General features: G+C 68.0%; 20 protein-coding genes and 1 tRNA gene. 17 read left to right on the top strand and 4 right to left on the bottom strand.

What is annotated here, in order from left to right:
* The first annotated feature begins 64 nt into the window (after positions 1-64).
* The 3 genes from ACZ7J0_RS12260 (at position 65) to ACZ7J0_RS12250 (ending at position 3,305) form a co-directional block, all read left to right on the top strand.
* Positions 65-634 (top strand): TetR/AcrR family transcriptional regulator, encoded by a 570-nt coding sequence (locus ACZ7J0_RS12260; RefSeq protein WP_470886485.1) that lies wholly within the window; start codon positions 65-67, stop codon positions 632-634.
* Positions 635-720: 86 nt separating this feature from the next.
* Positions 721-2,160 (top strand): MFS transporter, encoded by a 1,440-nt coding sequence (locus ACZ7J0_RS12255; protein WP_470886483.1) that lies wholly within the window; start codon positions 721-723, stop codon positions 2,158-2,160.
* A gap of 89 nt (positions 2,161-2,249) precedes the next feature.
* The gene (locus ACZ7J0_RS12250; RefSeq protein ID WP_470886481.1) at positions 2,250-3,305 is read left to right on the top strand and encodes a UDP-N-acetylmuramate dehydrogenase; all 1,056 of its coding nucleotides are present in this window, start codon (positions 2,250-2,252) and stop codon (positions 3,303-3,305) included.
* Between the two features lie 30 nt (positions 3,306-3,335).
* Here ACZ7J0_RS12250 and ACZ7J0_RS12245 read toward each other — a convergent pair whose 3' ends face one another.
* Positions 3,336-3,968 carry an NAD(P)-dependent oxidoreductase gene (locus ACZ7J0_RS12245; protein WP_470886479.1) on the bottom strand — a complete coding sequence of 211 codons (633 nt, stop codon included), beginning with the start codon at positions 3,966-3,968 and terminating at the stop codon, positions 3,336-3,338.
* Between the two features lie 87 nt (positions 3,969-4,055).
* Between ACZ7J0_RS12245 and ACZ7J0_RS12240 the strand changes: the two genes are divergently transcribed.
* Positions 4,056-4,655, top strand: a complete 600-nt coding sequence (locus ACZ7J0_RS12240; RefSeq protein WP_470886477.1) for a TetR/AcrR family transcriptional regulator — start codon at positions 4,056-4,058, stop codon at positions 4,653-4,655.
* On the opposite strand, the gene ACZ7J0_RS12235 is transcribed toward ACZ7J0_RS12240, so the two are convergent.
* Both ACZ7J0_RS12235 and ACZ7J0_RS12230 read right to left on the bottom strand, forming a co-directional pair.
* A complete protein-coding gene (locus ACZ7J0_RS12235; RefSeq protein ID WP_470886475.1) occupies positions 4,645-5,664 on the bottom strand; it encodes an adenosine deaminase in 1,020 nt (339 codons plus the stop codon). The genes ACZ7J0_RS12240 and ACZ7J0_RS12235 overlap by 11 nt on opposite strands.
* A gap of 121 nt (positions 5,665-5,785) precedes the next feature.
* Positions 5,786-7,012: a pyridoxal phosphate-dependent aminotransferase gene (locus tag ACZ7J0_RS12230; RefSeq protein ID WP_470886473.1), complete on the bottom strand. Its 1,227-nt coding sequence runs from the start codon at positions 7,010-7,012 to the stop codon at positions 5,786-5,788.
* A gap of 181 nt (positions 7,013-7,193) precedes the next feature.
* Between ACZ7J0_RS12230 and ACZ7J0_RS12225 the strand changes: the two genes are divergently transcribed.
* The 13 genes from ACZ7J0_RS12225 (at position 7,194) to tuf (ending at position 24,282) form a co-directional block, all read left to right on the top strand.
* Positions 7,194-7,266, top strand: a tRNA-Trp gene (locus tag ACZ7J0_RS12225).
* A 108-nt stretch (positions 7,267-7,374) separates the two neighbouring features.
* Positions 7,375-7,662 carry a preprotein translocase subunit SecE gene (gene secE / locus ACZ7J0_RS12220; protein ID WP_468708380.1) on the top strand — a complete coding sequence of 96 codons (288 nt, stop codon included), beginning with the start codon at positions 7,375-7,377 and terminating at the stop codon, positions 7,660-7,662.
* 78 nt (positions 7,663-7,740) lie between these two features.
* Complete coding sequence (nusG, locus tag ACZ7J0_RS12215) at positions 7,741-8,640, top strand: transcription termination/antitermination protein NusG (protein WP_470886471.1); 900 nt, start codon at positions 7,741-7,743, stop codon at positions 8,638-8,640.
* A gap of 166 nt (positions 8,641-8,806) precedes the next feature.
* Entirely contained in the window at positions 8,807-9,241 is a 435-nt protein-coding gene (gene rplK, locus ACZ7J0_RS12210; protein WP_005313632.1) for a 50S ribosomal protein L11, read from the top strand.
* A gap of 106 nt (positions 9,242-9,347) precedes the next feature.
* Positions 9,348-10,070, top strand: a complete 723-nt coding sequence (rplA, locus tag ACZ7J0_RS12205) for a 50S ribosomal protein L1 (RefSeq protein ID WP_470886469.1) — start codon at positions 9,348-9,350, stop codon at positions 10,068-10,070.
* Positions 10,071-10,376: 306 nt separating this feature from the next.
* Positions 10,377-10,907: a 50S ribosomal protein L10 gene (rplJ, locus tag ACZ7J0_RS12200; RefSeq protein WP_468708679.1), complete on the top strand. Its 531-nt coding sequence runs from the start codon at positions 10,377-10,379 to the stop codon at positions 10,905-10,907.
* A 111-nt stretch (positions 10,908-11,018) separates the two neighbouring features.
* Positions 11,019-11,402, top strand: a complete 384-nt coding sequence (gene rplL / locus ACZ7J0_RS12195) for a 50S ribosomal protein L7/L12 (protein WP_470886467.1) — start codon at positions 11,019-11,021, stop codon at positions 11,400-11,402.
* Between the two features lie 530 nt (positions 11,403-11,932).
* A complete protein-coding gene (gene rpoB, locus ACZ7J0_RS12190) occupies positions 11,933-15,418 on the top strand; it encodes a DNA-directed RNA polymerase subunit beta (protein WP_470886465.1) in 3,486 nt (1,161 codons plus the stop codon).
* Positions 15,419-15,525: 107 nt separating this feature from the next.
* On the top strand, positions 15,526-19,425 hold the full coding sequence (locus tag ACZ7J0_RS12185; RefSeq protein WP_470886464.1) for a DNA-directed RNA polymerase subunit beta': 3,900 nt from the start codon (positions 15,526-15,528) through the stop codon (positions 19,423-19,425).
* A gap of 500 nt (positions 19,426-19,925) precedes the next feature.
* The gene (gene rpsL, locus ACZ7J0_RS12180; protein ID WP_003948652.1) at positions 19,926-20,297 is read left to right on the top strand and encodes a 30S ribosomal protein S12; all 372 of its coding nucleotides are present in this window, start codon (positions 19,926-19,928) and stop codon (positions 20,295-20,297) included.
* A 2-nt stretch (positions 20,298-20,299) separates the two neighbouring features.
* Positions 20,300-20,770: a 30S ribosomal protein S7 gene (gene rpsG, locus ACZ7J0_RS12175; RefSeq protein WP_468708368.1), complete on the top strand. Its 471-nt coding sequence runs from the start codon at positions 20,300-20,302 to the stop codon at positions 20,768-20,770.
* A gap of 38 nt (positions 20,771-20,808) precedes the next feature.
* The gene (gene fusA, locus ACZ7J0_RS12170) at positions 20,809-22,938 is read left to right on the top strand and encodes an elongation factor G (protein WP_468708367.1); all 2,130 of its coding nucleotides are present in this window, start codon (positions 20,809-20,811) and stop codon (positions 22,936-22,938) included.
* Positions 22,939-23,088: 150 nt separating this feature from the next.
* Complete coding sequence (gene tuf / locus ACZ7J0_RS12165; RefSeq protein WP_451485640.1) at positions 23,089-24,282, top strand: elongation factor Tu; 1,194 nt, start codon at positions 23,089-23,091, stop codon at positions 24,280-24,282.
* Between the two features lie 116 nt (positions 24,283-24,398).
* On the opposite strand, the gene ACZ7J0_RS12160 is transcribed toward tuf, so the two are convergent.
* On the bottom strand, positions 24,399-26,471 hold the full coding sequence (locus tag ACZ7J0_RS12160; protein ID WP_470886767.1) for a PIG-L family deacetylase: 2,073 nt from the start codon (positions 26,469-26,471) through the stop codon (positions 24,399-24,401).
* Positions 26,472-26,627 lie beyond the last annotated feature (156 nt).

Raw genomic sequence — 26,627 nt, 5'->3', positions numbered from 1 at the left:
CGGGAACGGCGGCTGCCCGGTTCCCTCGTTGACAAAGTTAGTTATTGACCACTAACTTTAGACCATGGTCAGGATGAGCGCGGAAGACCGGCGCGAGAGCGTCATCCGGGCGGCGATGAGCGAGTTCGCCGTGCGGGGCTACTACGGCACCTCCACCGAGGCGATCGCCAAGCGGGTGGGTGTCTCGCAGCCGTATCTCTTCCGTCTCTTCCCGAGCAAGAAGGCGATCTTCCTCGCGGCCTCCGAGCGCTGCCTCGCCGACTCCCGGCGGGTCTTCGCGCAGGCGTCGGAGGGGCTGGAGGGCGAAGAGGCCCTGCACGCCATGGCCAACGCCTACACCAAGGTCATCGCCGAGAACCCCGAGCGTCTCCTGATGCAGATGCAGGTGTACACGACGGTGGCGGCGGCCGAGGCGGCCGGAGATCACGAGCTCGGGGAGGCCGTGCGGGCCGGCTGGCTGGAGCTCTGGGACACGGTGCATGTGCCGCTCGGCGCCGACATCGACGGGACCACGACGTTCATGGCGTACGGGATGCTGATCAACACCTTGGTCGCCATGGGGTTTCCGCCGGAGCACCGGATCTGGGAAGGGTTGTATCCGTCGGCTCGTCTCAAGGGCCGGCTCGAGAAGTAAGCGCGCCACGAGGGCTCTCCGAGCTCTTTTTTGCTCCCGAAAGTTAGTCATCAATAACTAACCTTGTTCCTCGGAAGGGGACCGCGATGAACGGGCACGTGACCGAACGCCGTACCGGAGCCGCCTGGGCTCTCGTCCTCACCAGCGTCGCCGGTTTCATGGCGGCCCTGGACAACCTGGTCGTCACCACGGCCCTCCCCTCGATCCGCGAGGACCTAGGGGGAGCGCTGGACGACCTCGAATGGACGGTGAGCGCCTACACCCTCACCTTCGCCGTGCTGCTGATGTTCGGCGCCGCCCTGGGGGACCGCTTCGGCCGCCGCCGTCTCTTCATCGCCGGACTCGCCGTCTTCACCGGCGCCTCCGCCGCTGCCGCCCTCGCCCCCGGCATAGACGCCCTGATCGCCGCCCGCGCCGTCCAGGGCGTCGGCGCCGCGATCATGATGCCGCTCACCCTCACCCTGCTCACCGCGGCCGTGCCGGCCGCCAAGCGCGGCATGGCGTACGGCATCTGGGGAGCGGTCAACGGACTCGCCGTGGCCTCCGGCCCGCTCATCGGCGGAAGCCTCACCGAGCACGTGTCCTGGCAGTGGATCTTCTGGCTGAACGTGCCGCTCGGCCTCGCCCTGCTGCCCCTCGCCCGGCTGCGTCTCGCCGAGTCGTACGGCACGGGCGCCCGGCTCGACATCGCCGGCACCCTGCTCGCCAGCGGCGGCCTCTTCGGCATCGTGTACGGCCTGATCCGCGGCCCCCTTGACGGCTGGACCAGCACCACCGTGCTCACCGCCCTGATCGCGGGCGCCGTGCTGATCGGCGGGTTCGTCCACCACGGCATCCGCAGCAAGGCTCCGATGCTCCCGATGCGCCTCTTCCGCAGTCGTGCCTTCACCGGCATCAACGCGGCGAGCCTGCTGATGTTCCTGGGCATGTTCGGGTCGATCTTCCTGCTCAGCCAGTACATGCAGGGCGTCCTTGGCTACTCGCCCACCCAGGCCGGACTGCGCATGCTCCCCTGGACCGGCATGCCGATGATCGCGGCGCCGATCGCGGGCTACCTCTCCGACCGGATCGGCGGCCGCCCGGTCGTCGCCGCCGGGCTCGCCCTCCAGGCACTCGGTCTCGCCTGGTATGCGGTGGTCGTGGCGCCCGACGCCTCCTACGTCACCCAGCTCCCCGCCCTGATCGTCAGCGGTATCGGCATGGGCCTCTTCTTCGCACCGGCCGCCAACCTGGTCATGTCCAGCGTCCGCCCCTCCGAGCAGGGCATCGCCTCCGGCGCCAACAACGCCCTGCGCGAGGTCGGCGGCGCCCTCGGCATCGCCGTGATGTCCTCGATCTTCGCCGCCCAGGGCGGCTACGACTCCGGGCGCCACTTCGTCGACGGTCTGACGCCCGCCCTGTGGGTCGGCGCCGCGACGGTGGCCCTGGCAGCGGTCGCCGCGCTCCTCATCCCGGCCCGGCGCCCCGCGCCCGAGGAGGCCCCCGGGGCCCCCGAGACCGGCGACCGTGAGCTGATCGCCGCCTGACACCGCGCTGCCGTACGGCCCCGCCGGGATCCCGGCGGGGCCGTACACCTTTCCGCGGCCGCGCTCGCGGGCCCCGTACTCTTGAGCCCGTGCAGGAACTCCACGACGCCCCCCTCGCCCCCCTGACCACCTTCCGGCTGGGCGGCCCCGCCACCCGGCTCGTCACGGCCACCACGGACGCCGAGGTGATCGACGCCGTGCGGGAGGCCGACGACGCCGGCACCCCGCTGCTGATCATCGGCGGCGGCTCCAACCTGGTCATCGGCGACAAGGGCTTCGACGGGACCGCCGTGCGCGTCGCCACCACCGGTTTCGCCCTGGACGGCACGCGGCTGGAGCTTGCCGCGGGCGAGGTCTGGACGGACGCCGTCGCCCGGAGCGTCGAGGCCGGGCTCGCGGGCATCGAGTGCCTCGCGGGCATCCCCGGCTCGGCCGGCGCGACCCCGATCCAGAACGTCGGGGCCTACGGCCAGGAGGTCTCCTCCACCATCACGGAGGTCGTCGCCTACGACCGCCGGGAGCGCGAGACGGTCACGCTGGCGAACGCCGACTGCCACTTCTCCTACCGGCACAGCCGCTTCAAGCAGCACCCGGACCGCTATGTGGTCCTGCGCGTGCGCTTCGAGCTGGAGGACGCCCGGGGCATGAGCGCGCCGCTCAAGTACCCCGAGACCGCCCGCTCGCTCGGTGTGGAAGCGGGGGAGCGCGTCCCTCTCACCACGGCCCGCGAGACCGTACTGAAGCTGCGCGCCGGCAAGGGCATGGTCCTGGACCCCGAGGACCACGACACCTGGTCGGCCGGCTCCTTCTTCACCAACCCGATCCTGACGGCCGGGCAGTACGAGACCTTCCTCGCGGCAGCCAGGGAGCGGCTGGGGCCGGACGTCACCCCGCCCGCCTTCCCGGCGGGCGACGGCAGGGTCAAGACATCGGCTGCCTGGCTGATCGACAAGGCGGGCTTCACCAAGGGATACGGCACCGGCCCGGCCCGTATCTCCACCAAGCACACCCTCGCCCTCACCAACCGGGGAGCGGCCACCACCGAGGACCTGCTGGCGCTGGCCCGCGAGGTGGTCGCCGGGGTGCGGGACGCCTTCGGGATCACCCTGGTGAACGAGCCGGTGACCGTGGGCGTCGAGCTGTAGACAGCCGCGGACGCGGGTGGGTACGCGCTCCTAGTACGCGACACCCACCGGCCGCTTCAGCGTCTTCGGGTCGTCGACCATCGCCAGCATCGCGTGCGCCACATCGGCGCGGGCGATGTTCCGGCCGGAGCGCGGATTGGCGCCGACGACGGTCCGGTAGACCCCGGTGACCGGCCCGTTGGTCAGTTTCGGCGGCCGTACGGAGGTCCAGTCGGTGGCACTGGCCGCGAGCTCGCCCTCCATCAGCCTGAGGTCGGCGTACACCTCCTTCAGGGCCGCCTTCACCGCCGAGACGAACATCCGGTCGATCATCGGCTCGTCCGCGGGGGTCTCCGCCAGCGGCGCCGCGCTCACCACCAGGAACCGCCGGACGCGCTCGTCCTCCAGCGCCGCGAGCACCGAGCGGGTCAGGGTCGTCGTGATCCCGTCGGCCTTGCGGCCGCGTGAGCCGAGGCCGGAGAGCACCGCGTCCCGGCCGGCGACCGCGGGTCGCAGCGCCTCCGGGTCCCGCAGATCCGCCCGGAACACCTCCAGCGCGTCCCCCGTCAGCGTGAACCCGGCCGGATCGCGGACCACCGCCGTCACCTGATGGCCGGCCGCCAGGCCCTGCCGGACGATCTCCTGGCCGATTCCGCCGGTCGCACCGAAAACCGTGAGCCTCATCGCATGCCCTCCCAAGGTGGGTAAGTATTCACTCACCCCTAGAGTGGGTACTCACTCACCCTTCCGTCAAGCCTGGTTGGAACCGCCATGCAGCAGAAGCCGGCCCGCGTCCGGATCGTCGACGCCGCCTACGAGCTCATGCTCACCCTCGGCCTCGCCCGCGCGACGACCAAGGAGATCGCCAAGGCGGCCGGATGCTCGGAAGCCGCCCTCTACAAGAGCTTCGCCAGCAAGGAGGAGCTCTTCGTGACCGTCCTCATGGAGCGGCTGCCCAGGCTCCACCCACTGGTCCACCGCCTCATCGCCGAGCCGGGCGGGCGGAGTGTCGAGGAGAACCTCACCGAGATCGCCCGCCGCGCCGCCGAGTTCTACGCCCAGAGCTTCCCGATCGCCGCCTCGCTGTACGCGGACCCGCGGCTCAAGCAGCGCCACGACGAGGCGATGCGGGAACTGGGCGCGGGCCCGCACATGCCGATCCGCGGCGTCGACCAGTACCTGCGCGCCGAACAGCGGGCCGGCCGGATCAGCCAGGACGCGGACACCTACGCGGCCGCTTCCCTCCTCCTGGGCGCCTGCGCCCAGCGGGCCTTCGCCTACGACATGACGCCCGACGGCACGCCCCCGCAGGACCTCGACACCTTCGCCGCGTCGATCGCGCGCACCCTCCTGCGCGGCCTCAGCCGCTGATCCACTGGTCGACGCCGGCCAGCAGCTTCTCCTTCTCCGACTCCGGCGCCGCCGAGCCCCGCACCGACTGACGGGCCAGTTCCGCCAGCTCGGCGTCGGTGAATCCGTGGTGGCGGCGGGCGATCTCGTACTGGGCGGCCAGCCGCGACCCGAAGAGCAGCGGGTCGTCCGCGCCCAGCGCCATCGGCACCCCGGCCTCGAACAGCGTCCGCAGCGGCACGTCCTCGGGCTTCTCGTACACGCCGAGAGCCACATTCGACGCGGGACAGACCTCGCAGGTCACCCCGCGCTCGGCGAGCTTGCGCAGCAGCCGGGGGTCCTCCGCCGCCCGCACCCCGTGCCCGATCCGCGCCGCGCGCAGATCGTCCAGGCAGTCCCGCACCGACGCCGGACCCGTCAGCTCCCCGCCGTGCGGCGCGGCGAGCAGCCCGCCCTCCCGCGCGATGGCGAACGCCCGGTCGAAGTCCCGCGCCAGACCGCGGCGCTCGTCGTTGGAGAGGCCGAAACCCACCACACCCCGGTCGGCGAAGCGGACGGCGAGACGCGCCAGCGTACGGGCGTCCAGCGGGTGCTTCATCCGGTTGGCCGCGACCAGGACACGCATCCCGAGGCCCGTCTCGCGCGACGCCGCGTCCACCGCGTCCAGGATGATCTCCAGCGCAGGGATCAACCCGCCCAGGAGAGGGGCGTACGAGGTGGGATCGACCTGGATCTCCAGCCAGCCCGACCCGTCGCGGACGTCCTCCTCGGCCGCCTCGCGGACCAGCCGCTGGATGTCCTCGGGCTCACGCAGACACGAGCGGGCGATGTCGTAGAGCCGCTGAAAACGGAACCAGCCGCGCTCGTCGGTCGCCCGCAGCTTGGGCGGCGTACCGCTGCTCAGCGCGTCGGGCAGATGGACGCCGTACTTGTCGGCGAGCTCGATCAGGGTCGTGGGCCGCATCGAACCGGTGAAGTGCAGGTGCAGATGGGCCTTGGGCAGCAGACGGATGTCGCGGACGTGCTCCATTGGGGGATCTTGCCGCAACCGTCCGTCGTACGGCAGCCCCTTTCCCCGAACGGGTGCGTGATGGAACGAAAAAACGGGCCCCCGGCCGAAACCGGGGACCCGCTCCTCAGAACGTGAGAACTCAGGCGCGCGCTTCCGCGAGCAGCTTCTGGATCCGGGACACGCCCTCGACCAGGTCCTCGTCGCCCAGCGCGTACGAAAGCCGCAGGTAGCCCGGCGTGCCGAAGGCCTCTCCCGGTACGACCGCGACCTCGGCCTCGTCGAGGATGAGCGCCGCGAGCTCCACCGAGGTCTGCGGACGCTTGCCGCGGATCTCCTTGCCCAGCAGCTCCTTCACCGACGGGTACGCGTAGAACGCGCCCTCCGGGGTCGGGCAGAACACGCCCTCGATCTCGTTGAGCATCCGCACGATGGTCTGCCGGCGGCGGTCGAAGGCGGCGCGCATCTCGGCGACGGCGTCCAGGTTCCCGGAGACGGCGGCCAGCGCCGCGATCTGCGCCACGTTGGAGACATTGGAGGTGGCGTGCGACTGCAGGTTGGTCGCGGCCTTCACCACGTCCTTCGGACCCACGATCCACCCGACGCGCCAGCCCGTCATCGCGTAGGTCTTGGCGACACCGTTGACCACGATGCACTTGTCGCGCAGCTCGGGGACGATCGCCGGCAGCGAGGTGAACGTGGCGTCGCCGTAGACCAGGTGCTCGTAGATCTCGTCGGTCAGCACCCACAGGCCGTGCTCGACGGCCCAGCGGCCGATCGCCTCGGCGTCGGCCTCGCTGTACACCGCGCCCGTGGGGTTGGACGGGGAGACGAAGAGGACCACCTTCGTCCGCGCCGTGCGCGCCGCCTCCAGCTGCTCGACGGAGACGCGGTAGCCGGTGGTCTCGTCGGCGACGACCTCCACCGGGACACCGCCCGCGAGGCGGATCGACTCGGGGTAGGTGGTCCAGTAGGGAGCAGGGACGATGACCTCGTCGCCCGGGTCGAGGATCGCGGCGAACGCCTCGTAGATCGCCTGCTTGCCGCCGTTGGTCACCAGGACCTCGGAGGCGTCGACCTCGTAGCCGGAGTCGCGCAGCGTCTTCGCGGCGATGGCGGCCTTCAGCTCGGGGAGCCCGCCGGCCGGCGTATAGCGGTGGTACTTCGGGTTGCGGCAGGCCTCGATCGCGGCCTCGACGATGTAGTCGGGCGTCGGAAAGTCGGGCTCACCCGCGCCGAAGCCGATCACCGGACGGCCGGCGGCCTTGAGGGCCTTCGCCTTTGCGTCGACGGCGAGGGTCGCGGACTCGGAGATCGCGCCGACTCGGGCGGAGACCCGGCGCTCGGTGGGAGGGGTTGCAGCGCTCATGCGGCCCATCGTCCCAGACGGCCTTCGTACCCGGCACACAGGTTTCGAGGAGCGGACAGGAACGGTCATCGGCGGTCGCCGGTGCTTTCTGTTCGACGCACGGCCTGTGAACACGTACACTCACTGGTCGTTGGCCCTCACCGACCACATCTCCGGATGGGGTAGGTTGGGGAAACCACAAAGGGTCGTAGCTCAATTGGTAGAGCACTGGTCTCCAAAACCAGCGGTTGGGGGTTCAAGTCCCTCCGGCCCTGCTACACACACCGCCAGGTTGTGTGCGCATGCATGTACGTCTTCATTGCACCGCCGTGCGGCTCCACCCGGGCGCGGCACGGCCACGACCCGGAATCAGGTGAGAGATCGTGACGGACGCCGTAGGCTCCATCGACATGCCTGATGCCGAGGACGAAGCGCCGGAGTCCAAGAAGAAGGCCCGCAAGGGCGGTAAGCGCGGAAAGAAGGGCCCCCTGGGCCGTCTCGCGCTTTTCTACCGGCAGATCATCGCGGAGCTCCGCAAGGTCGTCTGGCCCACTCGGAGCCAGCTGTCGACCTACACCACCGTCGTGATCGTCTTCGTCGTCATCATGATCGGTCTCGTGACCGTGATTGACTATGGCTTCCAGGAAGCAGTCAAGTACGTCTTCGGCTGAGTCCCGCGGAGGGCGCCCCCGCGGGCGCCCCTTTTCGCATGTTCCACCCCATCTGTATCGCAGGAAGAAGCAGCCACCGTGTCTGACCCGAACCTGAACGACGCCATCGAGTCTGTGGAGTCCGCTGAGGACGAGCTCGACATCGTCGAGGCGGCCGACGAGGACCAGGCTGAGGCTGCTGACGCCGCCGCGGGCGAGGCTGCCGAAGAGGCCGCGATCCACGGCGAGGACGAGGCCGGCGAGGACGTCGCCGCCGAGTCCGAGCTCGACGAGGAGACCGAGGCCGAGGTCGACGCCGTCGCCGCCGACGCCGAAGAGGGCGCGGAGGCCGAGGAGGCCGACGAGGAGCCCGCCGCTCCGGTCGACCCCGTCACCGCGCTCCGCGACGAGCTCCGCGGCCTGCCCGGCGAGTGGTACGTGATCCACACCTACGCGGGCTACGAGAAGCGCGTGAAGGCCAACCTCGAGCAGCGTGCCGTCTCGCTGAACGTCGAGGAGTTCATCTACCAGGCCGAGGTCCCCGAGGAAGAGATCGTCCAGATCAAGAACGGCGAGCGCAAGAACGTCCGGCAGAACAAGCTGCCCGGTTACGTTCTCGTCCGCATGGATCTGACGAACGAGTCCTGGGGCGTCGTCCGCAACACCCCGGGCGTCACCGGCTTCGTGGGCAACGCCTACGACCCGTATCCGCTGACCCTGGACGAGATCGTCAAGATGCTCGCCCCGGAGGCCGAGGAGAAGGCCGCCCGCGAGGCCGCCGAGGCCGAGGGCAAGCCGGCTCCGGCCCGCAAGGTCGAGGTCCAGGTGCTGGACTTCGAGGTGGGCGACTCGGTCACCGTCACCGACGGCCCGTTCGCGACGCTGCAGGCGACCATCAACGAGATCAACGCCGACTCGAAGAAGGTCAAGGGCCTCGTCGAGATCTTCGGCCGCGAGACCCCGGTCGAGCTGAGCTTCGACCAGATCCAGAAGAACTAGCTCCTTCTGGAACACACGCCTCCGACCAGGTCAGAACGGCTCTCGCAGCCGCTCTGACCTGCTCGGTTTTTAGCCGCGCACCTATACCCGTTATCGTTGTGCGGTATGCCTCCATCCGGATGACTGGATGGTGGCCGAAAACTCTCACTAGGACCCGGAGAGAGCAATGCCTCCCAAGAAGAAGAAGGTCACGGGGCTTATCAAGCTCCAGATCCAGGCCGGTGCGGCCAACCCGGCTCCGCCGGTCGGTCCCGCGCTCGGTCAGCACGGCGTCAACATCATGGAGTTCTGCAAGGCCTACAACGCCGCGACCGAGTCGCAGCGTGGCATGGTCGTGCCGGTGGAGATCACGGTCTACGAGGACCGTTCCTTCACCTTCATCACCAAGACTCCGCCGGCCGCCAAGCTGATCCTCAAGGCCGCGGGTGTGGACAAGGGCTCCGGCGAGCCGCACAAGACCAAGGTCGCCAAGCTGACGGCTGCCCAGGTCCGCGAGATCGCCACGACCAAGCTCCCCGACCTGAACGCCAACGACCTCGACGCCGCGTCGAAGATCATCGCTGGCACCGCCCGCTCGATGGGCATCACGGTCGAGGGCTGATCAGCCCCCGTCTGACCTTTCAGTGGCAGGGCCAGCGCCGGCCCGCACCACGACTCCACACCTGCCACGCGGCCGAGCCGCATGGTGTTACTGCACAGGAGAAGCAGTGAAGCGCAGCAAGGCACTCCGCAGCGCGGACGCCAAGATCGACCGGGAGCGTACCTACGCCCCCCTCGAGGCCGTCCGTCTCGCCAAGGACACCGCCGCCACCAAGTTCGACGGCACCGTCGAGGTCGCCTTCCGCCTGGGCGTTGACCCTCGCAAGGCCGACCAGATGGTCCGTGGCACCGTGAACCTTCCGCACGGCACCGGTAAGACCGCCCGGGTCCTGGTCTTCGCGACCGGCGACCGTGCCGAGGCCGCGCTTGCCGCGGGCGCCGACATCGTCGGCTCCGACGAACTGATCGACGAGGTCGCGAAGGGCCGTCTGGACTTCGACGCCGTCGTCGCGACCCCGGACCTCATGGGCAAGGTCGGCCGCCTCGGCCGCGTCCTCGGCCCGCGTGGTCTCATGCCGAACCCGAAGACCGGCACCGTCACCCCCGATGTCACCAAGGCTGTGAACGACATCAAGGGCGGCAAGATCGAGTTCCGTGTCGACAAGCACTCGAACCTGCACTTCATCATCGGCAAGGTTTCCTTCGATGACACGAAGCTGGTCGAGAACTACGCGGCGGCGCTGGAGGAGATCCTCCGTCTGAAGCCGTCCGCCGCCAAGGGCCGCTACATCAAGAAGGCGACCCTGGCCACGACGATGGGCCCCGGCATCCCGCTGGACTCCAACCGCACCCGGAACCTCCTCGTCGAGGAGGACCCGGCCGCGGTCTGAGCCTGACGGCTCCGAGTGGCACTCTCGGGCCCCGCACCTCCTCGGAGGCGCGGGGCCCGATTTGCTTGACCCGTGCGGGTTCGCGTACTCTCATCCAGAAGCCAAAGACCGCTGGTCGTTGCTGTGCTCCGTGAGGGGTGCAGCGGCCGAAGGATCCGCTGGAAGCGGACGACCCGCGCAGGTGATCGTGGAAGAGTTCCCGGATGTTTTTCGGTTGAGCTAAGCCCCGTGCGCCTGCGCCGGGGCGTTCTCTTTTCCCAGCCCCTTCTGAGCGGTCCTCATCACCCGGAAGGAGGCCGACGCTCTATGGCAAGGCCCGACAAGGCTGCCGCGGTAGCCGAGCTCGCGGACCAGTTCCGCAGCTCGAACGCCGCCGTGCTGACCGAGTACCGGGGTCTCACCGTGGCGCAGCTCAAGACGCTGCGTCGTTCGCTCGGTGAGAACGCCCAGTACGCCGTGGTGAAGAACACGCTGACCAAGATTGCGGCCAACGAGGCCGGGATCACTTCGCTGGACGACCAGTTCACTGGTCCGACGGCGGTTGCCTTCATCACCGGTGACCCGGTGGAGTCGGCGAAGGGTCTTCGTGACTTCGCCAAGGAGAACCCGAACCTGATCATCAAGGGCGGTGTCCTTGATGGCAAGGCGCTGTCCGCCGATGACATCAAGAAGCTTGCGGACCTCGAGTCCCGCGAGGTTCTGCTCAGCAAGCTGGCCGGCGCGTTCAAGGGCAAGCAGTCCCAGGCTGCCTCGCTCTTCCAGGCGCTGCCGTCGAAGTTCGTCCGCACCGCGGAAGCGCTTCGCGTCAAGCTCGCCGAGCAGGGCGGTGCCGAGTAATTCGGCTCGCGCAATGATCGCCGCCCACTAGGGCGACGGTCGCAGCGGGCCCAACGTACGCCCGCCTTCATGTACACCCGGCACCAGCCGAATTAGTGGAAGGACGCCATCATGGCGAAGCTGTCCCAGGACGACCTGCTCGCGCAGTTCGAAGAGATGACCCTCATCGAGCTCTCCGAGTTCGTGAAGGCCTTCGAGGAGAAGTTCGACGTCACCGCCGCCGCGGCCGTCGCCGTCGCCGGCCCGGCCGGCCCGGGTGCCCCGGTCGAGGCCGCTGAGGAGCAGGACGAGTTCGACGTCATCCTCACCGGCGCCGGCGAGAAGAAGATCCAGGTCATCAAGGTCGTGCGTGAGCTGACCTCCCTCGGCCTGAAGGAGGCCAAGGACCTCGTCGACGGCGCCCCGAAGCCCGTCCTCGAGAAGGTCGCCAAGGAGGCCGCGGAGAAGGCTGCCGAGTCCCTCAAGGGCGCCGGCGCCTCCGTCGAGGTCAAGTAACACCTCGCGAGTCTCCTGACTCGCTCAGCGCCTTCCAGGCGCCGCCAAGGGCGATCACCCATCCGGGTGGTCGCCCTTCGGCGTTGCCGTGGCGGCTGCCTTGCGCCCGTCCCATGGCGGAGTATGGTGATCTTCGCCGTGCGCCCCGTAGACCGGGGGGCCTTGACGAACCGCACGCAGCGCGCAATTCTCAGGACGCGTCGTCACAACGATCCGTATCCGAGGCATGGATCGACGACCGAACGGGCAGTATCGAGGTGCGCTACACGGCGCGAGGTACCGCGGAGTTGAGAACAACGAGGGTCGCGAAAAGCTCGCCCTGGACATCAGTGGGCCAAGTGGCTACACTGACCCTTTGCGCTGCCTGTTAGCTGCCCCCTGCCCGTCACCAGGGGCAACCCCTCGCAAGAGCATCGTGGACCGAACCGCCCTGACCTGGCCGTTATCTGCCAATCAGGAACGTCTGTCCCCATGCCCCGCGAGGGACCGGTACGCGCGTAGTGAGTCCGAGCCCTCGGAAGGACCCCCTCTTGGCCGCCTCGCGCAACGCCTCGACCGCGAATACGAACAACGGCGCCAGCACTGCCCCGCTGCGCATCTCCTTTGCAAAGATCAAGGAGCCCCTCGAGGTTCCGAACCTCCTCGCGCTGCAGACCGAGAGCTTTGACTGGCTGCTCGGCAATGCCGCCTGGAAGGCTCGTGTCGAGGCGGCTCTGGAGTCCGGACAGGACGTCCCCAGGAAGTCCGGTCTGGAGGAGATCTTCGAGGAGATCTCTCCGATCGAGGATTTCTCCGGGTCGATGTCGCTGACCTTCCGCGACCACCGCTTCGAGCCCCCGAAGAACTCCATCGACGAGTGCAAGGACCGTGACTTCACGTACGGTGCCCCGCTCTTCGTCACCGCCGAGTTCACCAACAACGAGACCGGCGAGATCAAGTCCCAGACGGTCTTCATGGGCGACTTCCCGCTCATGACGAACAAGGGCACCTTCGTCATCAACGGCACCGAGCGTGTCGTGGTGTCGCAGCTCGTCCGCTCGCCGGGTGTCTACTTCGACTCCTCCATCGACAAGACGTCCGACAAGGACATCTTCTCGGCCAAGATCATCCCGTCCCGGGGTGCCTGGCTGGAGATGGAGATCGACAAGCGCGACATGGTCGGTGTCCGCATCGACCGCAAGCGCAAGCAGTCGGTCACCGTCCTTCTGAAGGCTCTCGGCTGGACCACCGAGCAGATCCTGCAGGAGTTCGGCGAGTACGAGTCCATGCGCGCCACCCTGGAGAAGGACCACACCCAGGGCCAGGACGACGCGCTGCTCGACATCTACCGCAAGCTGCGTCCGGGCGAGCCGCCGACCCGCGAGGCCGCTCAGACGCTGCTCGAGAACCTCTACTTCAACCCGAAGCGCTACGACCTCGCGAAGGTCGGCCGCTACAAGGTGAACAAGAAGCTCGGCGCCGACGAGCCGCTGGACGCCGGCGTGCTCACCACCGACGACGTCATCGCCACCATCAAGTACCTGGTGAAGCTCCACGCGGGCGAGACCGAGACGGTCGGCGAGAACGGCACGCAGATCGTCGTCGAGACCGACGACATCGACCACTTCGGCAACCGTCGTCTGCGCAACGTCGGCGAGCTCATCCAGAACCAGGTCCGTACGGGTCTGGCTCGTATGGAGCGCGTCGTGCGTGAGCGCATGACCACCCAGGACGTCGAGGCCATCACGCCTCAGACCCTGATCAACATCCGGCCGGTCGTCGCCTCCATCAAGGAGTTCTTCGGCACCAGCCAGCTGTCGCAGTTCATGGACCAGAACAACCCGCTGTCGGGTCTCACCCACAAGCGCCGTCTGTCGGCGCTCGGCCCGGGTGGTCTCTCCCGTGAGCGGGCCGGCTTCGAGGTCCGAGACGTGCACCCGTCCCACTACGGACGCATGTGCCCGATCGAGACCCCCGAAGGCCCGAACATCGGTCTGATCGGTTCGCTCGCCTCGTACGGCCGCGTCAACGCGTTCGGCTTCGTCGAGACGCCGTACCGCAAGGTCGTCAACGGTGTCGTCACCGACGAGGTCGACTACCTGACCGCCGACGAAGAGGACCGCTTCGTCATCGCCCAGGCGAACGCGACGCTCTCCGAGGACATGCGCTTCGAGGAGTCCCGCGTTCTGGTCCGCCGCCGTGGTGGCGAGATCGACTACATCCCGGGCGACGACGTCGACTACATGGACGTCTCGCCGCGCCAGATGGTGTCGGTCGCGACCGCCATGATCCCGTTCCTCGAGCACGACGACGCCAACCGTGCCCTCATGGGCGCGAACATGATGCGTCAGGCCGTGCCGCTGATCACGTCCGAGGCTCCGCTCGTCGGCACCGGCATGGAGTACCGCTGTGCGGTCGACGCCGGTGACGTCATCAAGGCGGAGAAGGCGGGTGTCGTCCAGGAGGTCTCCGCGGACTACATCACCGTCACCAACGACGACGGCACGTACACCACGTACCGCATCGCCAAGTTCTCCCGCTCCAACCAGGGCACCTCCGTCAACCAGAAGGTTGTCGTGGACGAAGGCGCCCGGGTCGTCGAGGGCCAGGTCCTCGCCGACGGTCCCGCCACCCAGCAGGGTGAGATGGCGCTCGGCAAGAACCTGCTGGTCGCCTTCATGCCGTGGGAGGGTCACAACTACGAGGACGCGATCATCCTGTCGCAGCGCCTCGTGCAGGACGACGTCCTCTCCTCGATCCACATCGAGGAGCACGAGGTCGACGCCCGTGACACCAAGCTCGGCCCGGAGGAGATCACCCGGGACATCCCGAACGTCTCCGAGGAGGTCCTCGCCGACCTCGACGAGCGCGGCATCATCCGTATCGGTGCCGAGGTCGTCGCCGGCGACATCCTCGTCGGCAAGGTCACGCCCAAGGGTGAGACCGAGCTGACCCCGGAGGAGCGCCTGCTCCGCGCGATCTTCGGTGAGAAGGCCCGTGAGGTCCGTGACACCTCGCTGAAGGTGCCGCACGGCGAGACCGGCAAGGTCATCGGCGTCCGCGTCTTCGACCGCGAGGAGGGCGACGAGCTTCCCCCCGGTGTCAACCAGCTGGTGCGCGTGTACGTGGCGCAGAAGCGGAAGATCACCGACGGTGACAAGCTCGCCGGCCGTCACGGCAACAAGGGTGTCATCTCCAAGATCCTCCCGATCGAGGACATGCCGTTCCTCGAGGACGGCACCCCGGTCGACATCATCCTCAACCCGCTGGGTGTCCCGTCCCGAATGAACCCGGGACAGGTCCTGGAGATCCACCTCGGCTGGCTCGCCAGCCGCGGCTGGGACGTCTCCGGCCTCGCGGACGAGTGGGCGCAGCGGCTGCAGGCCATCGGCGCCGACGACGTCAAGCCCGGCACCAACGTCGCCACCCCGGTGTTCGACGGTGCCCGTGAGGACGAGCTCGCAGGCCTCTTCGAGCACACCGTTCCGAACCGCGACGGCGACCGTCTGGTCCTCCCTTCCGGCAAGGCGCGTCTCTTCGACGGCCGCTCCGGTGAGCCGTTCCCGGACCCGATCTCGATCGGGTACATGTACATCCTCAAGCTCCACCACCTGGTCGACGACAAGCTCCACGCCCGGTCGACCGGTCCGTACTCGATGATCACCCAGCAGCCGCTGGGTGGTAAGGCCCAGTTCGGTGGCCAGCGCTTCGGTGAGATGGAGGTGTGGGCGCTGGAGGCTTATGGCGCCGCGTACGCCCTCCAGGAGCTGCTGACCATCAAGTCCGACGACGTCACCGGCCGCGTGAAGGTCTACGAGGCCATCGTCAAGGGCGAGAACATCCCTGAGCCCGGCATCCCCGAGTCCTTCAAGGTGCTCATCAAGGAGATGCAGTCCCTGTGCCTCAACGTGGAGGTGCTGTCCTCGGACGGCATGTCCATCGAGATGCGCGACACCGACGAGGACGTCTTCCGCGCAGCGGAGGAGCTCGGTATCGACCTGTCCCGGCGCGAGCCGAGCAGCGTCGAAGAGGTCTGACGGGAGTCCGGTACGGGGACTCGGTGAATTCCGCTGAGTCCCCGGCCGGCCCCAGGACCCCCGTATCAGACCCCAAGACTTACAACCCTGAGAGGGATTGACGCATAGTGCTCGACGTCAACTTCTTCGATGAGCTCCGGATCGGTCTGGCTACTGCTGACGACATCCGTCAGTGGAGCCACGGCGAGGTCAAGAAGCCCGAGACCATCAACTACCGCACGCTCAAGCCCGAGAAGGACGGACTCTTCTGCGAGAAGATCTTCGGTCCGACCCGGGACTGGGAGTGCTACTGCGGTAAGTACAAGCGTGTCCGCTTCAAGGGCATCATCTGTGAGCGCTGTGGCGTCGAGGTCACTCGCGCCAAGGTGCGTCGTGAGCGGATGGGCCACATTGAGCTGGCCGCTCCCGTCACCCACATCTGGTACTTCAAGGGCGTTCCGTCGCGTCTTGGCTACCTGCTCGACCTGGCGCCGAAGGACCTCGAGAAGGTCATCTACTTCGCCGCCTACATGATCACGTTCGTCGACGACGAGCGTCGTACGCGTGACCTGCCGTCGCTGGAGGCGCACGTCTCCGTCGAGCGCCAGCAGATCGAGAACCGCCGCGACGCCGACCTCGAGGCCCGTGCCAAGAAGCTCGAGACCGACCTGGCCGAGCTCGAGGCCGAGGGTGCCAAGGCCGACGTACGCCGCAAGGTGCGCGAGGGTGCCGAGCGTGAGATGAAGCAGCTGCGCGACCGTGCGCAGCGCGAGATCGACCGCCTCGACGAGGTGTGGAGCCGCTTCAAGAACCTCAAGGTCCAGGACCTCGAGGGCGACGAGCTGCTCTACCGCGAGCTGCGTGACCGCTTCGGCACGTACTTCGACGGTTCGATGGGTGCCGCGGCGCTGCAGAAGCGCCTGGAGTCCTTCGACCTCAACGAGGAGGCCGAGCGCCTCCGCGAGATCATCCGTACCGGCAAGGGCCAGAAGAAGACCCGTGCGCTCAAGCGCCTCAAGGTCGTCTCCGCGTTCCTGCAGACCAGCAACAGCCCCAAGGGCATGGTGCTCGACTGCGTGCCGGTCATCCCGCCGGACCTGCGTCCGATGGTGCAGCTGGACGGTGGCCGCTTCGCGACCTCCGACCTGAACGACCTGTACCGCCGCGTGATCAACCGCAACAACCGTCTGAAGCGTCTGCTCGACCTCGGTGCCCCCGAGATCATCGTGAACAACGAGAAGCGGATGCTCCAGGAGGCGGTCGACGCCCTCTTCGACAACGGCCGTCGTGGTCGCCCGGTCACGGGCCCCGGCAACCGTCCGCTGAAGTCCCTCAGCGACATGCTGAAGGGTAAGCAGGGTCGATTCCGTCAGAACCTGCTCGGTAAGCGTGTGGACTACTCCGCGCGTTCCGTGATCGTCGTCGGTCCGCAGCTGAAGCTGCACCAGTGCGGTCTGCCCAAGGCCATGGCGCTGGAGCTCTTCAAGCCGTTCGTGATGAAGCGCCTGGTCGACCTGAACCACGCGCAGAACATCAAGTCGGCCAAGCGCATGGTCGAGCGCGGCCGCACCGTGGTGTACGACGTCCTCGAAGAGGTCATCGCCGAGCACCCGGTGCTGCTGAACCGTGCGCCCACGCTGCACCGCCTCGGCATCCAGGCCTTCGAGCCGCAGCTGGTCGAGGGCAAGGCCATCCAGATCCACCCGCTCGTCTGCACCGCGTTCAACGCGGACTTCGACGGTGACCAGATGGCCGTCCACCTGCCGCTCTCCGCGGAGGCGCAGGCCGAGGCCCGCATCCTGATGCTGTCCTCGAACAACATCCTGAAGCCGGCCGACGGTCGTCCCGTCACCATGCCGACCCAGGACATGGTGCTGGGCCTGTTCTTCCTCACCACGGACGAGGAAGAGCGCAAGGTCATCGGCGAGGGCCGGTCCTTCGGCTCCACCGCCGAGGCGATCATGGCCTTCGACGCCCGGGAGCTCTCGCTCCAGGCGAAGGTCGACATCCGCTTCCCGATCGGCACCGTCCCGCCGCGCGGCTGGGTTCCCCCGGTCGCCGAAGAGGGCGAGCCGGAGTGGCAGCAGGGTGACTCGTTCCGTCTGCGGACGACCCTGGGCCGCGCGCTCTTCAACGAGCTGCTGCCCGAGGACTACCCGTTCGTCGACTACTCCGTCGGCAAGAAGCAGCTCTCCGAGATCGTCAACGACCTCGCCGAGCGCTACCCCAAGGTCATCGTGGCGGCGACGCTCGACAACCTGAAGGCGGCGGGCTTCTACTGGGCGACCCGTTCCGGTGTCACCGTGGCCATCTCCGACGTCGTCGTGCCCGAGGCCAAGAAGGCCATCGTCGCGGGCTATGAGGCGCAGGACGAGAAGGTCCAGAAGCAGTACGAGCGCGGTCTGATCACCAAGGACGAGCGCACTCAGGAGCTCATCGCGATCTGGACCAAGGCGACCAATGAGGTTGCCGAGGCGATGAACGCGAACTTCCCGAAGACGAACCCCATCTTCATGATGGTCGACTCGGGTGCCCGAGGAAACATGATGCAGATGCGTCAGATCGCGGGTATGCGTGGTCTGGTGTCGAACGCCAAGAACGAGACGATTCCGCGTCCCATCAAGGCGTCCTTCCGTGAGGGTCTGTCCGTCCTCGAGTACTTCATCTCGACGCACGGTGCCCGTAAGGGTCTGGCCGACACCGCGCTGCGTACCGCCGACTCGGGTTACCTGACCCGTCGTCTGGTGGACGTCTCGCAGGACGTGATCATCCGCGAGGAGGACTGTGGCACCGAGCGCGGTCTGAAGCTGCGGATCGCGGTCAAGGGCGAGGACGGTGTCCTGCGCAAGACGGACGACGTCGAGACCTCTGTGTACGCCCGGATGCTGGCCGAGGACGTCGTCATCGACGGCAAGGTCATCGCCCCGGCCAACGTGGACCTCGGCGACGTGCTCATCGACGCGCTGGTCAACGCGGGCGTCGAGGAGGTCAAGACCCGCTCGGTCCTGACCTGTGAGTCCGCGGTCGGCACCTGTGCCTTCTGCTACGGCCGCTCGCTGGCCACCGGCAAGCTGGTCGACATCGGTGAGGCGGTCGGCATCATCGCCGCCCAGTCCATCGGTGAGCCCGGCACCCAGCTGACGATGCGTACCTTCCACACCGGTGGTGTGGCCGGTGACGACATCACCCAGGGTCTGCCCCGTGTCGTCGAGCTCTTCGAGGCCCGTACGCCCAAGGGTGTCGCCCCGATCTCGGAGGCGGCCGGCCGCATCCGTATCGAGGAGACCGAGAAGACCAAGAAGATCGTCGTCACCCCGGACGACGGCAGCGACGAGACGGCGTTCCCGATCTCGAAGCGTGCCCGTCTGCTGGTGGGCGAGGGCGACCACGTCGAGGTGGGCCAGAAGCTCACCGTGGGTGCCACCAACCCGCACGACGTGCTGCGGATCCTCGGTCAGCGCGCGGTCCAGGTCCACCTGGTCGGCGAGGTCCAGAAGGTCTACAACTCGCAGGGTGTGTCGATCCACGACAAGCACATCGAGATCATCATCCGGCAGATGCTGCGCCGTGTGACGATCATCGAGTCCGGCGACGCGGAGCTGCTGCCGGGCGAGCTCGTCGAGCGCTCGAAGTTCGAGACCGAGAACCGTCGTGTGGTCACCGAGGGCGGTCACCCCGCCTCCGGCCGTCCGCAGCTGATGGGTATCACCAAGGCCTCGCTCGCCACCGAGTCGTGGCTGTCGGCGGCGTCCTTCCAGGAGACGACCAGGGTTCTGACCGACGCGGCGATCAACGCCAAGTCGGACTCCCTGATCGGCCTCAAGGAGAACGTCATCATCGGTAAGCTCATCCCGGCCGGTACGGGTCTGTCCCGCTACCGCAACATCCGGGTCGAGCCGACCGAGGAGGCCAAGGCCGCGATGTACTCGGCCGTCGGCTACGACGACATCGACTACTCGCCGTTCGGCACCGGCTCCGGCCAGGCCGTCCCGCTGGAGGACTACGACTACGGTCCGTACAACCAGTAGGCGAGACGCTCGACCGAAGGGCGGTCACCCCGTGGGGGTGGCCGCCCTTCGGGGTTTTCGGGGGCGGGTGGGGGCCCGAACGGGCGCGCCGGAGGGCGCAGGTCCGGATCGGGCGGCGCCCGAGCTGTCAGGGAGGGCCGCCCAGGCGCCCTGGAGCGGCGTGCAGACGGTTTCGGCCGTCGTGGTTACCCGCCAGTCCGGCGGGCCGGCCCGGGGGACGCACAGAGCCGCTCGGAGACGGAGGCCGGCGGGGCGGCGGCGGGGGGCGGGGCATTTGTTTTGACCCAGGTCCATGCGATAGGTACGCTCAGACCTTGTGCCTGGGGTGTGCCTGGGCTCGTGTGCGTGTCTTCCGCCGCACGGCGAGTTCGAGAACGGCCACCGAAATCTGCGCCTATTCCACCTCGGGTGGGGGTCTGCAGTCTTCGACACACCCGACCGCGTGGGTCGGCGACGTTTCAGGTTAGTTTGACGAACGGCACACAGAAACCGGAGAAGTAGTGCCTACGATCCAGCAGCTGGTCCGTAAGGGCCGGCAGGACAAGGTCGAGAAGAACAAGACGCCCGCACTTGAGGGTTCTCCTCAGCGCCGCGGCGTCTGCACGCGTGTGTTCACGACCACCCCGAAGAAGCCGAACTCGGCCCTCCGTAAGGTCGCGCGTGTGCGTCTGACCTCCGGTATCGAGGTCACGGCCTACATCCCGGGTGAGGGACACAACCTGCAGGAGCACTCGATCGTGCTCGTGCGTGGTGGCCGTGTGAAGGACCTGCCGGGTGTTCGTTACAAGATCATCCGCGGTTCCCTCGACACCCAGGGTGTCAAGAACCGCAAGCAGGCCCGCAGCCGCTACGGCGCCAAGAAGGAGAAGTAAGAATGCCTCGTAAGGGCCCCGCCCCGAAGCGCCCGGTCATCATCGACCCGGTCTACGGTTCTCCTCTTGTCACGTCGCTGATCAACAAGATCCTGCTCAACGGCAAGCGTTCCACTGCCGAGCGGATCGTCTACGGCGCCATGGAAGGCCTCCGCGAGAAGACCGGCAACGACCCGGTCATCACGCTGAAGCGCGCCCTCGAGAACGTCAAGCCGGCGCTCGAGGTCAAGTCCCGCCGTGTCGGTGGCGCCACCTACCAGGTGCCGATCGAGGTCAAGCCCGGTCGCGCCGCCACCCTCGCGCTCCGCTGGGTCGTGGGTTACTCCCGCGCCCGCCGCGAGAAGACCATGACCGAACGCCTCATGAACGAGCTGCTCGACGCCTCCAACGGCCTCGGCGCTGCGGTCAAGAAGCGTGAGGACACCCACAAGATGGCCGAGTCCAACAAGGCCTTCGCGCACTACCGCTGGTAGTCGCTACCCACATCGAGACCGAGAGAAGATTGAGCCTTATGGCCACCACTTCGCTTGACCTGGCCAAGGTCCGCAACATTGGGATCATGGCCCACATCGACGCGGGCAAGACGACCACCACCGAGCGGATCCTCTTCTACACCGGTGTGAGCTACAAGATCGGTGAAGTCCACGATGGCGCTGCCACGATGGACTGGATGGAGCAGGAGCAGGAGCGCGGCATCACGATCACGTCTGCCGCGACGACCTGCCACTGGCCGCTCAACGATGTTGACCACACCATCAACATCATCGACACCCCGGGTCACGTCGACTTCACCGTCGAGGTGGAGCGTTCGCTCCGCGTCCTCGACGGCGCCGTCACCGTGTTCGACGGTGTGGCGGGTGTCGAGCCGCAGTCCGAGACCGTCTGGCGTCAGGCGGACCGCTACGGCGTGCCGCGCATCTGCTTCGTCAACAAGCTCGACCGCACCGGCGCCGAGTTCCACCGCTGCGTCGACATGATCGTCGACCGCCTCGGTGCGGTTCCGCTGGTCATGCAGCTCCCGATCGGCGCCGAGGCCGACTTCAAGGGCGTCGTCGACCTCGTGACGATGAAGGCCTTTGTCTGGTCCGCCGAGGCCGCCAAGGGCGAGATGTACGACATCGTCGACATCCCGGACACCCACACCGAGGCTGCCGAGGAGTGGCGCGGCAAGCTGCTCGAGGCCGTCGCCGAGAACGACGAAGAGATGATGGAGCTGTACCTGGAGGGCAATGAGCCCACCGTGGAGCAGCTCTACGCGGCGATCCGCCGTATCACCCTCGCGTCGAAGGGTGGCAAGGACTCCGTCACCGTCACCCCGGTGTTCTGTGGCACCGCGTTCAAGAACAAGGGTGTTCAGCCCCTGCTCGACGCGGTCGTCCGCTACCTGCCCTCCCCCCTGGACGTCGAGGCCATCGAGGGCCACGACGTCAAGGACGCCGAGGTCGTCGTCAAGCGCAAGCCGTCCGACGACGAGCCGTTCTCCGGTCTTGCGTTCAAGATCATGAGCGACCCGCACCTCGGCAAGCTCACCTTCGTCCGGGTCTACTCGGGCCGCCTCGAGGCCGGCAGCTCCGTGCTGAACTCGGTCAAGGGCAAGAAGGAGCGCATCGGCAAGATCTACCGCATGCACGCGAACAAGCGTGAGGAGATCGCCTCGGTGGGCGCCGGCGACATCATCGCCGTCATGGGTCTCAAGCAGACCACCACCGGTGAGACGCTGTGCGACGAGAAGGACCCGGTCATCCTGGAGTCCATGGACTTCCCGGCCCCGGTCATCCAGGTCGCCATCGAGCCCAAGTCCAAGGGTGACCAGGAGAAGCTGGGTGTCGCCATCCAGCGTCTCTCGGAGGAGGACCCCTCCTTCCAGGTTCACTCGGACGAGGAGACCGGCCAGACCATCATCGGTGGTATGGGCGAGCTGCACCTCGAGGTGCTCGTCGACCGCATGAAGCGCGAGTTCCGCGTCGAGGCGAACGTCGGCAAGCCCCAGGTCGCGTACCGCGAGACGATCCGCAAGACCGTCGAGCGTATCGACTACACGCACAAGAAGCAGACCGGTGGTACCGGCCAGTTCGCGAAGGTCCAGATCGCGCTCGAGCCCATTGAGGGCGGCGACGCGAGCTACGAGTTCGTGAACAAGGTCACCGGTGGCCGCATCCCCCGTGAGTACATCCCCTCGGTGGACGCGGGTGCGCAGGAGGCCATGCAGTTCGGCATCCTGGCCGGTTACGAGATGGTGGGCGTTCGCGTCACCCTTCTCGACGGTGGCTACCACGAGGTCGACTCCTCCGAGCTCGCGTTCAAGATCGCCGGTTCGCAGGCGTTCAAGGAGGGTGCCCGCAAGGCGTCCCCCGTGCTCCTCGAGCCGATGATGGCCGTCGAGGTGACCACGCCCGAGGACTACATGGGCGATGTCATCGGCGACCTCAACTCCCGCCGTGGCCAGATCCAGGCCATGGAGGAGCGCAGCGGCGCTCGCGTCGTGAAGGGCCTCGTGCCCCTCTCGGAGATGTTCGGCTACGTCGGAGACCTCCGCAGCAAGACCTCGGGTCGCGCAAGCTACTCGATGCAGTTCGACTCCTACGCCGAAGTTCCGCGGAACGTCGCCGAGGAGATCATCGCGAAGGCCAAGGGCGAGTAACTCACCCGAGTTCACGCTTTAGGCTTGACTCCGGAGCCTGCTGGGGCATTCCGCACAACCGTGACGGGATGCCCCGGGCCCCGGCTTTCCAGCAAAGATCACCTGGCGCCGATGAAGCAAGGCGTTCAGAACCACTCCAGGAGGACCCCAGTGGCGAAGGCGAAGTTCGAGCGGACTAAGCCGCACGTCAACATCGGCACCATCGGTCACATCGACCACGGTAAGACGACCCTCACGGCCGCCATTACCAAGGTGCTGCACGACGCGTACCCGGACCTGAACGAGGCCTCGGCCTTCGACCAGATCGACAAGGCTCCTGAGGAGCGCCAGCGCGGTATCACCATCTCCATCGCGCACGTCGAGTACCAGACCGAGTCGCGTCACTACGCCCACGTCGACTGCCCCGGTCACGCGGACTACATCAAGAACATGATCACGGGTGCCGCGCAGATGGACGGCGCGATCCTCGTGGTTGCCGCCACCGACGGCCCGATGCCGCAGACCAAGGAGCACGTGCTCCTGGCCCGCCAGGTCGGCGTTCCCTACATCGTCGTCGCCCTGAACAAGGCCGACATGGTGGACGACGAGGAGATCCTGGAGCTCGTCGAGCTCGAGGTCCGTGAGCTCCTCTCCGAGTACGAGTTCCCGGGCGACGACCTGCCGGTCGTCAAGGTCTCGGCGCTCAAGGCGCTCGAGGGCGACAAGGAGTGGGGCCAGTCGGTCCTGAACCTGATGGCCGCCGTCGACGAGGCGATCCCGCAGCCCGAGCGTGACGTCGACAAGCCGTTCCTGATGCCGATCGAGGACGTCTTCACGATCACCGGTCGTGGCACCGTCGTCACCGGTCGTATCGAGCGTGGTGTCCTCAAGGTCAACGAGACCGTCGACATCGTCGGTATCAAGCAGGAGAAGACCACCACCACGGTCACCGGCATCGAGATGTTCCGCAAGCTGCTCGACGAGGGCCAGGCCGGTGAGAACGTCGGTCTGCTCCTCCGTGGCATCAAGCGCGAGGATGTCGAGCGCGGCCAGGTCATCATCAAGCCGGGTTCGGTTACGCCGCACACCAGCTTCGAGGCCCAGGCCTACATCCTGTCGAAGGACGAGGGTGGCCGTCACACCCCCTTCTTCAACAACTACCGCCCGCAGTTCTACTTCCGTACCACGGACGTGACCGGCGTCGTGACCCTCCCCGAGGGCACCGAGATGGTCATGCCGGGCGACAACACCTCCATGACCGTCGAGCTGATCCAGCCCGTCGCCATGGAGGAGGGCCTCAAGTTCGCCATCCGTGAGGGTGGCCGGACCGTGGGCGCCGGCCAGGTCGTCAAGATCAACAAGTAATTGTTGGTTTGACCTGGTAGCTCGCTGAGCTGCAAGCAAGGGCCCCGCACCGAGAGGTGCGGGGCCCTTCGCGTTGTTCGGACGCTGTGGGAAGCCGGGCGGGCGGCCCTACGGACTCAGCCCGCCGTGCCCGACGTCGGTGCCCAGGACCAAGGGTGCGCGTCCGCGCCCATGCCCACCGCCGTGACGGCCCGCTCGCGCACATGGAGCGTCGCCGTCTCCAGCGCCACGGCACCCTGCGTACGGATGTACAGCTTGCCGGCCCGCCGCATCTGCACGCGGCCCCGGAGGTCCCTGCCGAGCAGCACCGGACCCTTCGCGCCCGCCACCGCGGCCACCGGCCCGTACCCGTCGAACGCGACGGCCGGCGCGCTCGCGCCGGGCACCCGTACCGACACCAGTTCCTTGGTCGCCGGGCGCCGGTAGAAGAGCCCCAGGCCGCCGCCGACCGTCACCGCGGCCACCGGGTCGCCGGACAGGGGCAGCGCCGCGTCCGGCCGGTACTCGACCGGGCCGTCCGCGGCTGTCTGCGCCCAGTGGTGGATGGACTCCTGCCCCGCCGCGAAGAGATGCACCAGACCGCCGCCGTCCACGACCGCCGTCAGGCCGTCCTGGATCTCCTCCCCGCCCAGGTCGCGCCACTCGTCCCAGCCGCCGGAGGTGTCCCGGACCCGGGTGGAGACGCCCTTGTCGGCGTTGCGTACGAAGAGGTGGACCCGGCCGTCGGGGGCCGTCACGGCTACCGGGACGCCGATCCTGCGTCCCCGGTCGTCGCCGCGCTCCGGATTGCCGAGGCCGTTCCAGGCGAGGAAGGGGCCACCGGGGGAGCGCTGCTCGAGCACGACGATCTCGCGCTTGTTGGGGCCGCCATGGCCGCCGAGCGCCGCGAAGCGCAGCGCGAACAGCAGCGTCCGGCCGTCCGGCAGGGCCGCAGAGCCGAGTGCGGGCGCCAGCGGGCCGCCGCCGAGGTCGTCCGGCTCGCCCCACAGCCCGCTGCCCCGCTCGGTCTCCCGCCAGCGCGCCACCCGCAGACCCAGCACGCCGTACGCGGTGAGCCGGCCGTCGGGTTCCGTCACGACGACCGGGCCGGAGCCCGGATAGCGGTAGTGGGTGGCCCGCACCCAGCCCTTCTTGTTGGTGAGCGGACGGACGCCGCCGACGTTGTAGTCGCCGCAGCCGGAGGGATTGCCGCACTGCCAATCGGGGGCGCCGCCGTAGGGCACCAGGTGCGCGGCCTTGCCCTTGAGGACCTGCGGGGGGAGGTTCTTGGGCCAGTGCCGGTTGTAGTAGCCGCGGAAGGCGGTCGTCGCGAAGGCCGGGACCGTGCCGCCCTGCTCGATCGCGTCGGCCACCCAGTGGGCCATCGCGGCCCAGGTGAAGGAGGCGGCGGCGGTGTGGTCGGCATGGTCCGAGTAGCCGGGCTGCTCGCTGTCGAACTGGCGGGTCTTCTCGTCGCTGTGCTGGATGTCGGGGTCCGGGTCCAGGGTGTGGATCACGGTGGGGCGGTAGCGCTCCATCAGCCCGACGAGGACGGCGATGAGCCGGTCGTAGTCGTAATCGTCGGCCCGGTGGACGGGGGAGTCCGCGGCCACGACGGTCCGCAGGCCGAGCGCCCGGTCCTTCCAGAGGCTGGGCAGCGCCATGTAGCGGCGCGACGCGTGCATGGCGAGATTGAGGAAGACGAGCTCGACCCGGCGGTTGCCGTTGGTGAGGGTGTTGATCTCGGCCTTGCGGTCCCCGGCGAGCGTGATGACGCCCTTCTGCCACTCGGTGAACTTGTCGAGACCGATGAGATCCGCGTATGCCTGGCGCAGGCCCTGGTGGCGGGCGGAAGAGTAAGCGGCCTTGTCCGCGGGGGTGTTGGGCTTCCCCGGGACGTGGTTGCGCCCGTCGTGCTCGCCGGCGGTGACGTAGACGGAGACGAGGGGGACGCCGGCGTCCACCATCCGCTGCGTGTCCGGGTTCATGAAGTACAGGTCGTCGTCCGGGTGGGCCGCGATCTGCATGACCTGCGCGCGGCGGGAGTTGACGATCGGGAGGCCGGGAGCCGGATCCGCGGTGGAGGGTTTGCGGCGGGGCGCCGGCACCGAACACCCGGCCACTCCCACCACCCCGAGCGCGGCGGCCGAGGCGAGGACGCTGCGCCGCCGGACCCCGGCGGCGCCTGCCGCGCCCCCCGGCCCGGCCACCGACCCGGCCACGGTCCGCAGCGCGGAGCTCAGCCCCGACACACGTCTCTCGTTCACTTGTCGTACTCCGTCCGCTTCCCCCGCAGCGGCCGGTGGTCGCGATGCCCCGTGCTGCGTCAACCCATCATCCCCGGGCGTCGGCGGCCGTCCCCCGGG

The organism is Streptomyces sp. NPDC038280 (assembly GCF_055600045.1).
Note: the sequence above shows the minus strand (reverse complement) of the source record. Positions and strands in the feature narration are given on the sequence as shown.

Excerpts from the sequence above, each read along its gene's own strand:
- ACZ7J0_RS12240 (WP_470886477.1), top strand. The coding sequence starts at position 4,056 with ATGCAGCAGAAGCCGGCCCGCGTCCGGATCGTCGACGCCGCCTACGAG.
- ACZ7J0_RS12260 (WP_470886485.1), top strand. The coding sequence starts at position 65 with ATGGTCAGGATGAGCGCGGAAGACCGGCGCGAGAGCGTCATCCGGGCG.
- fusA (WP_468708367.1), top strand. The coding sequence starts at position 20,809 with ATGGCCACCACTTCGCTTGACCTGGCCAAGGTCCGCAACATTGGGATC.
- ACZ7J0_RS12235 (WP_470886475.1), bottom strand. The coding sequence starts at position 5,664 with ATGGAGCACGTCCGCGACATCCGTCTGCTGCCCAAGGCCCATCTGCAC.
- rplJ (WP_468708679.1), top strand. The coding sequence starts at position 10,377 with ATGGCAAGGCCCGACAAGGCTGCCGCGGTAGCCGAGCTCGCGGACCAG.
- rplK (WP_005313632.1), top strand. The coding sequence starts at position 8,807 with ATGCCTCCCAAGAAGAAGAAGGTCACGGGGCTTATCAAGCTCCAGATC.
- rplL (WP_470886467.1), top strand. The coding sequence starts at position 11,019 with ATGGCGAAGCTGTCCCAGGACGACCTGCTCGCGCAGTTCGAAGAGATG.
- rpsG (WP_468708368.1), top strand. The coding sequence starts at position 20,300 with ATGCCTCGTAAGGGCCCCGCCCCGAAGCGCCCGGTCATCATCGACCCG.
- ACZ7J0_RS12255 (WP_470886483.1), top strand. The coding sequence starts at position 721 with ATGAACGGGCACGTGACCGAACGCCGTACCGGAGCCGCCTGGGCTCTC.
- ACZ7J0_RS12230 (WP_470886473.1), bottom strand. The coding sequence starts at position 7,012 with ATGAGCGCTGCAACCCCTCCCACCGAGCGCCGGGTCTCCGCCCGAGTC.
- ACZ7J0_RS12245 (WP_470886479.1), bottom strand. The coding sequence starts at position 3,968 with ATGAGGCTCACGGTTTTCGGTGCGACCGGCGGAATCGGCCAGGAGATC.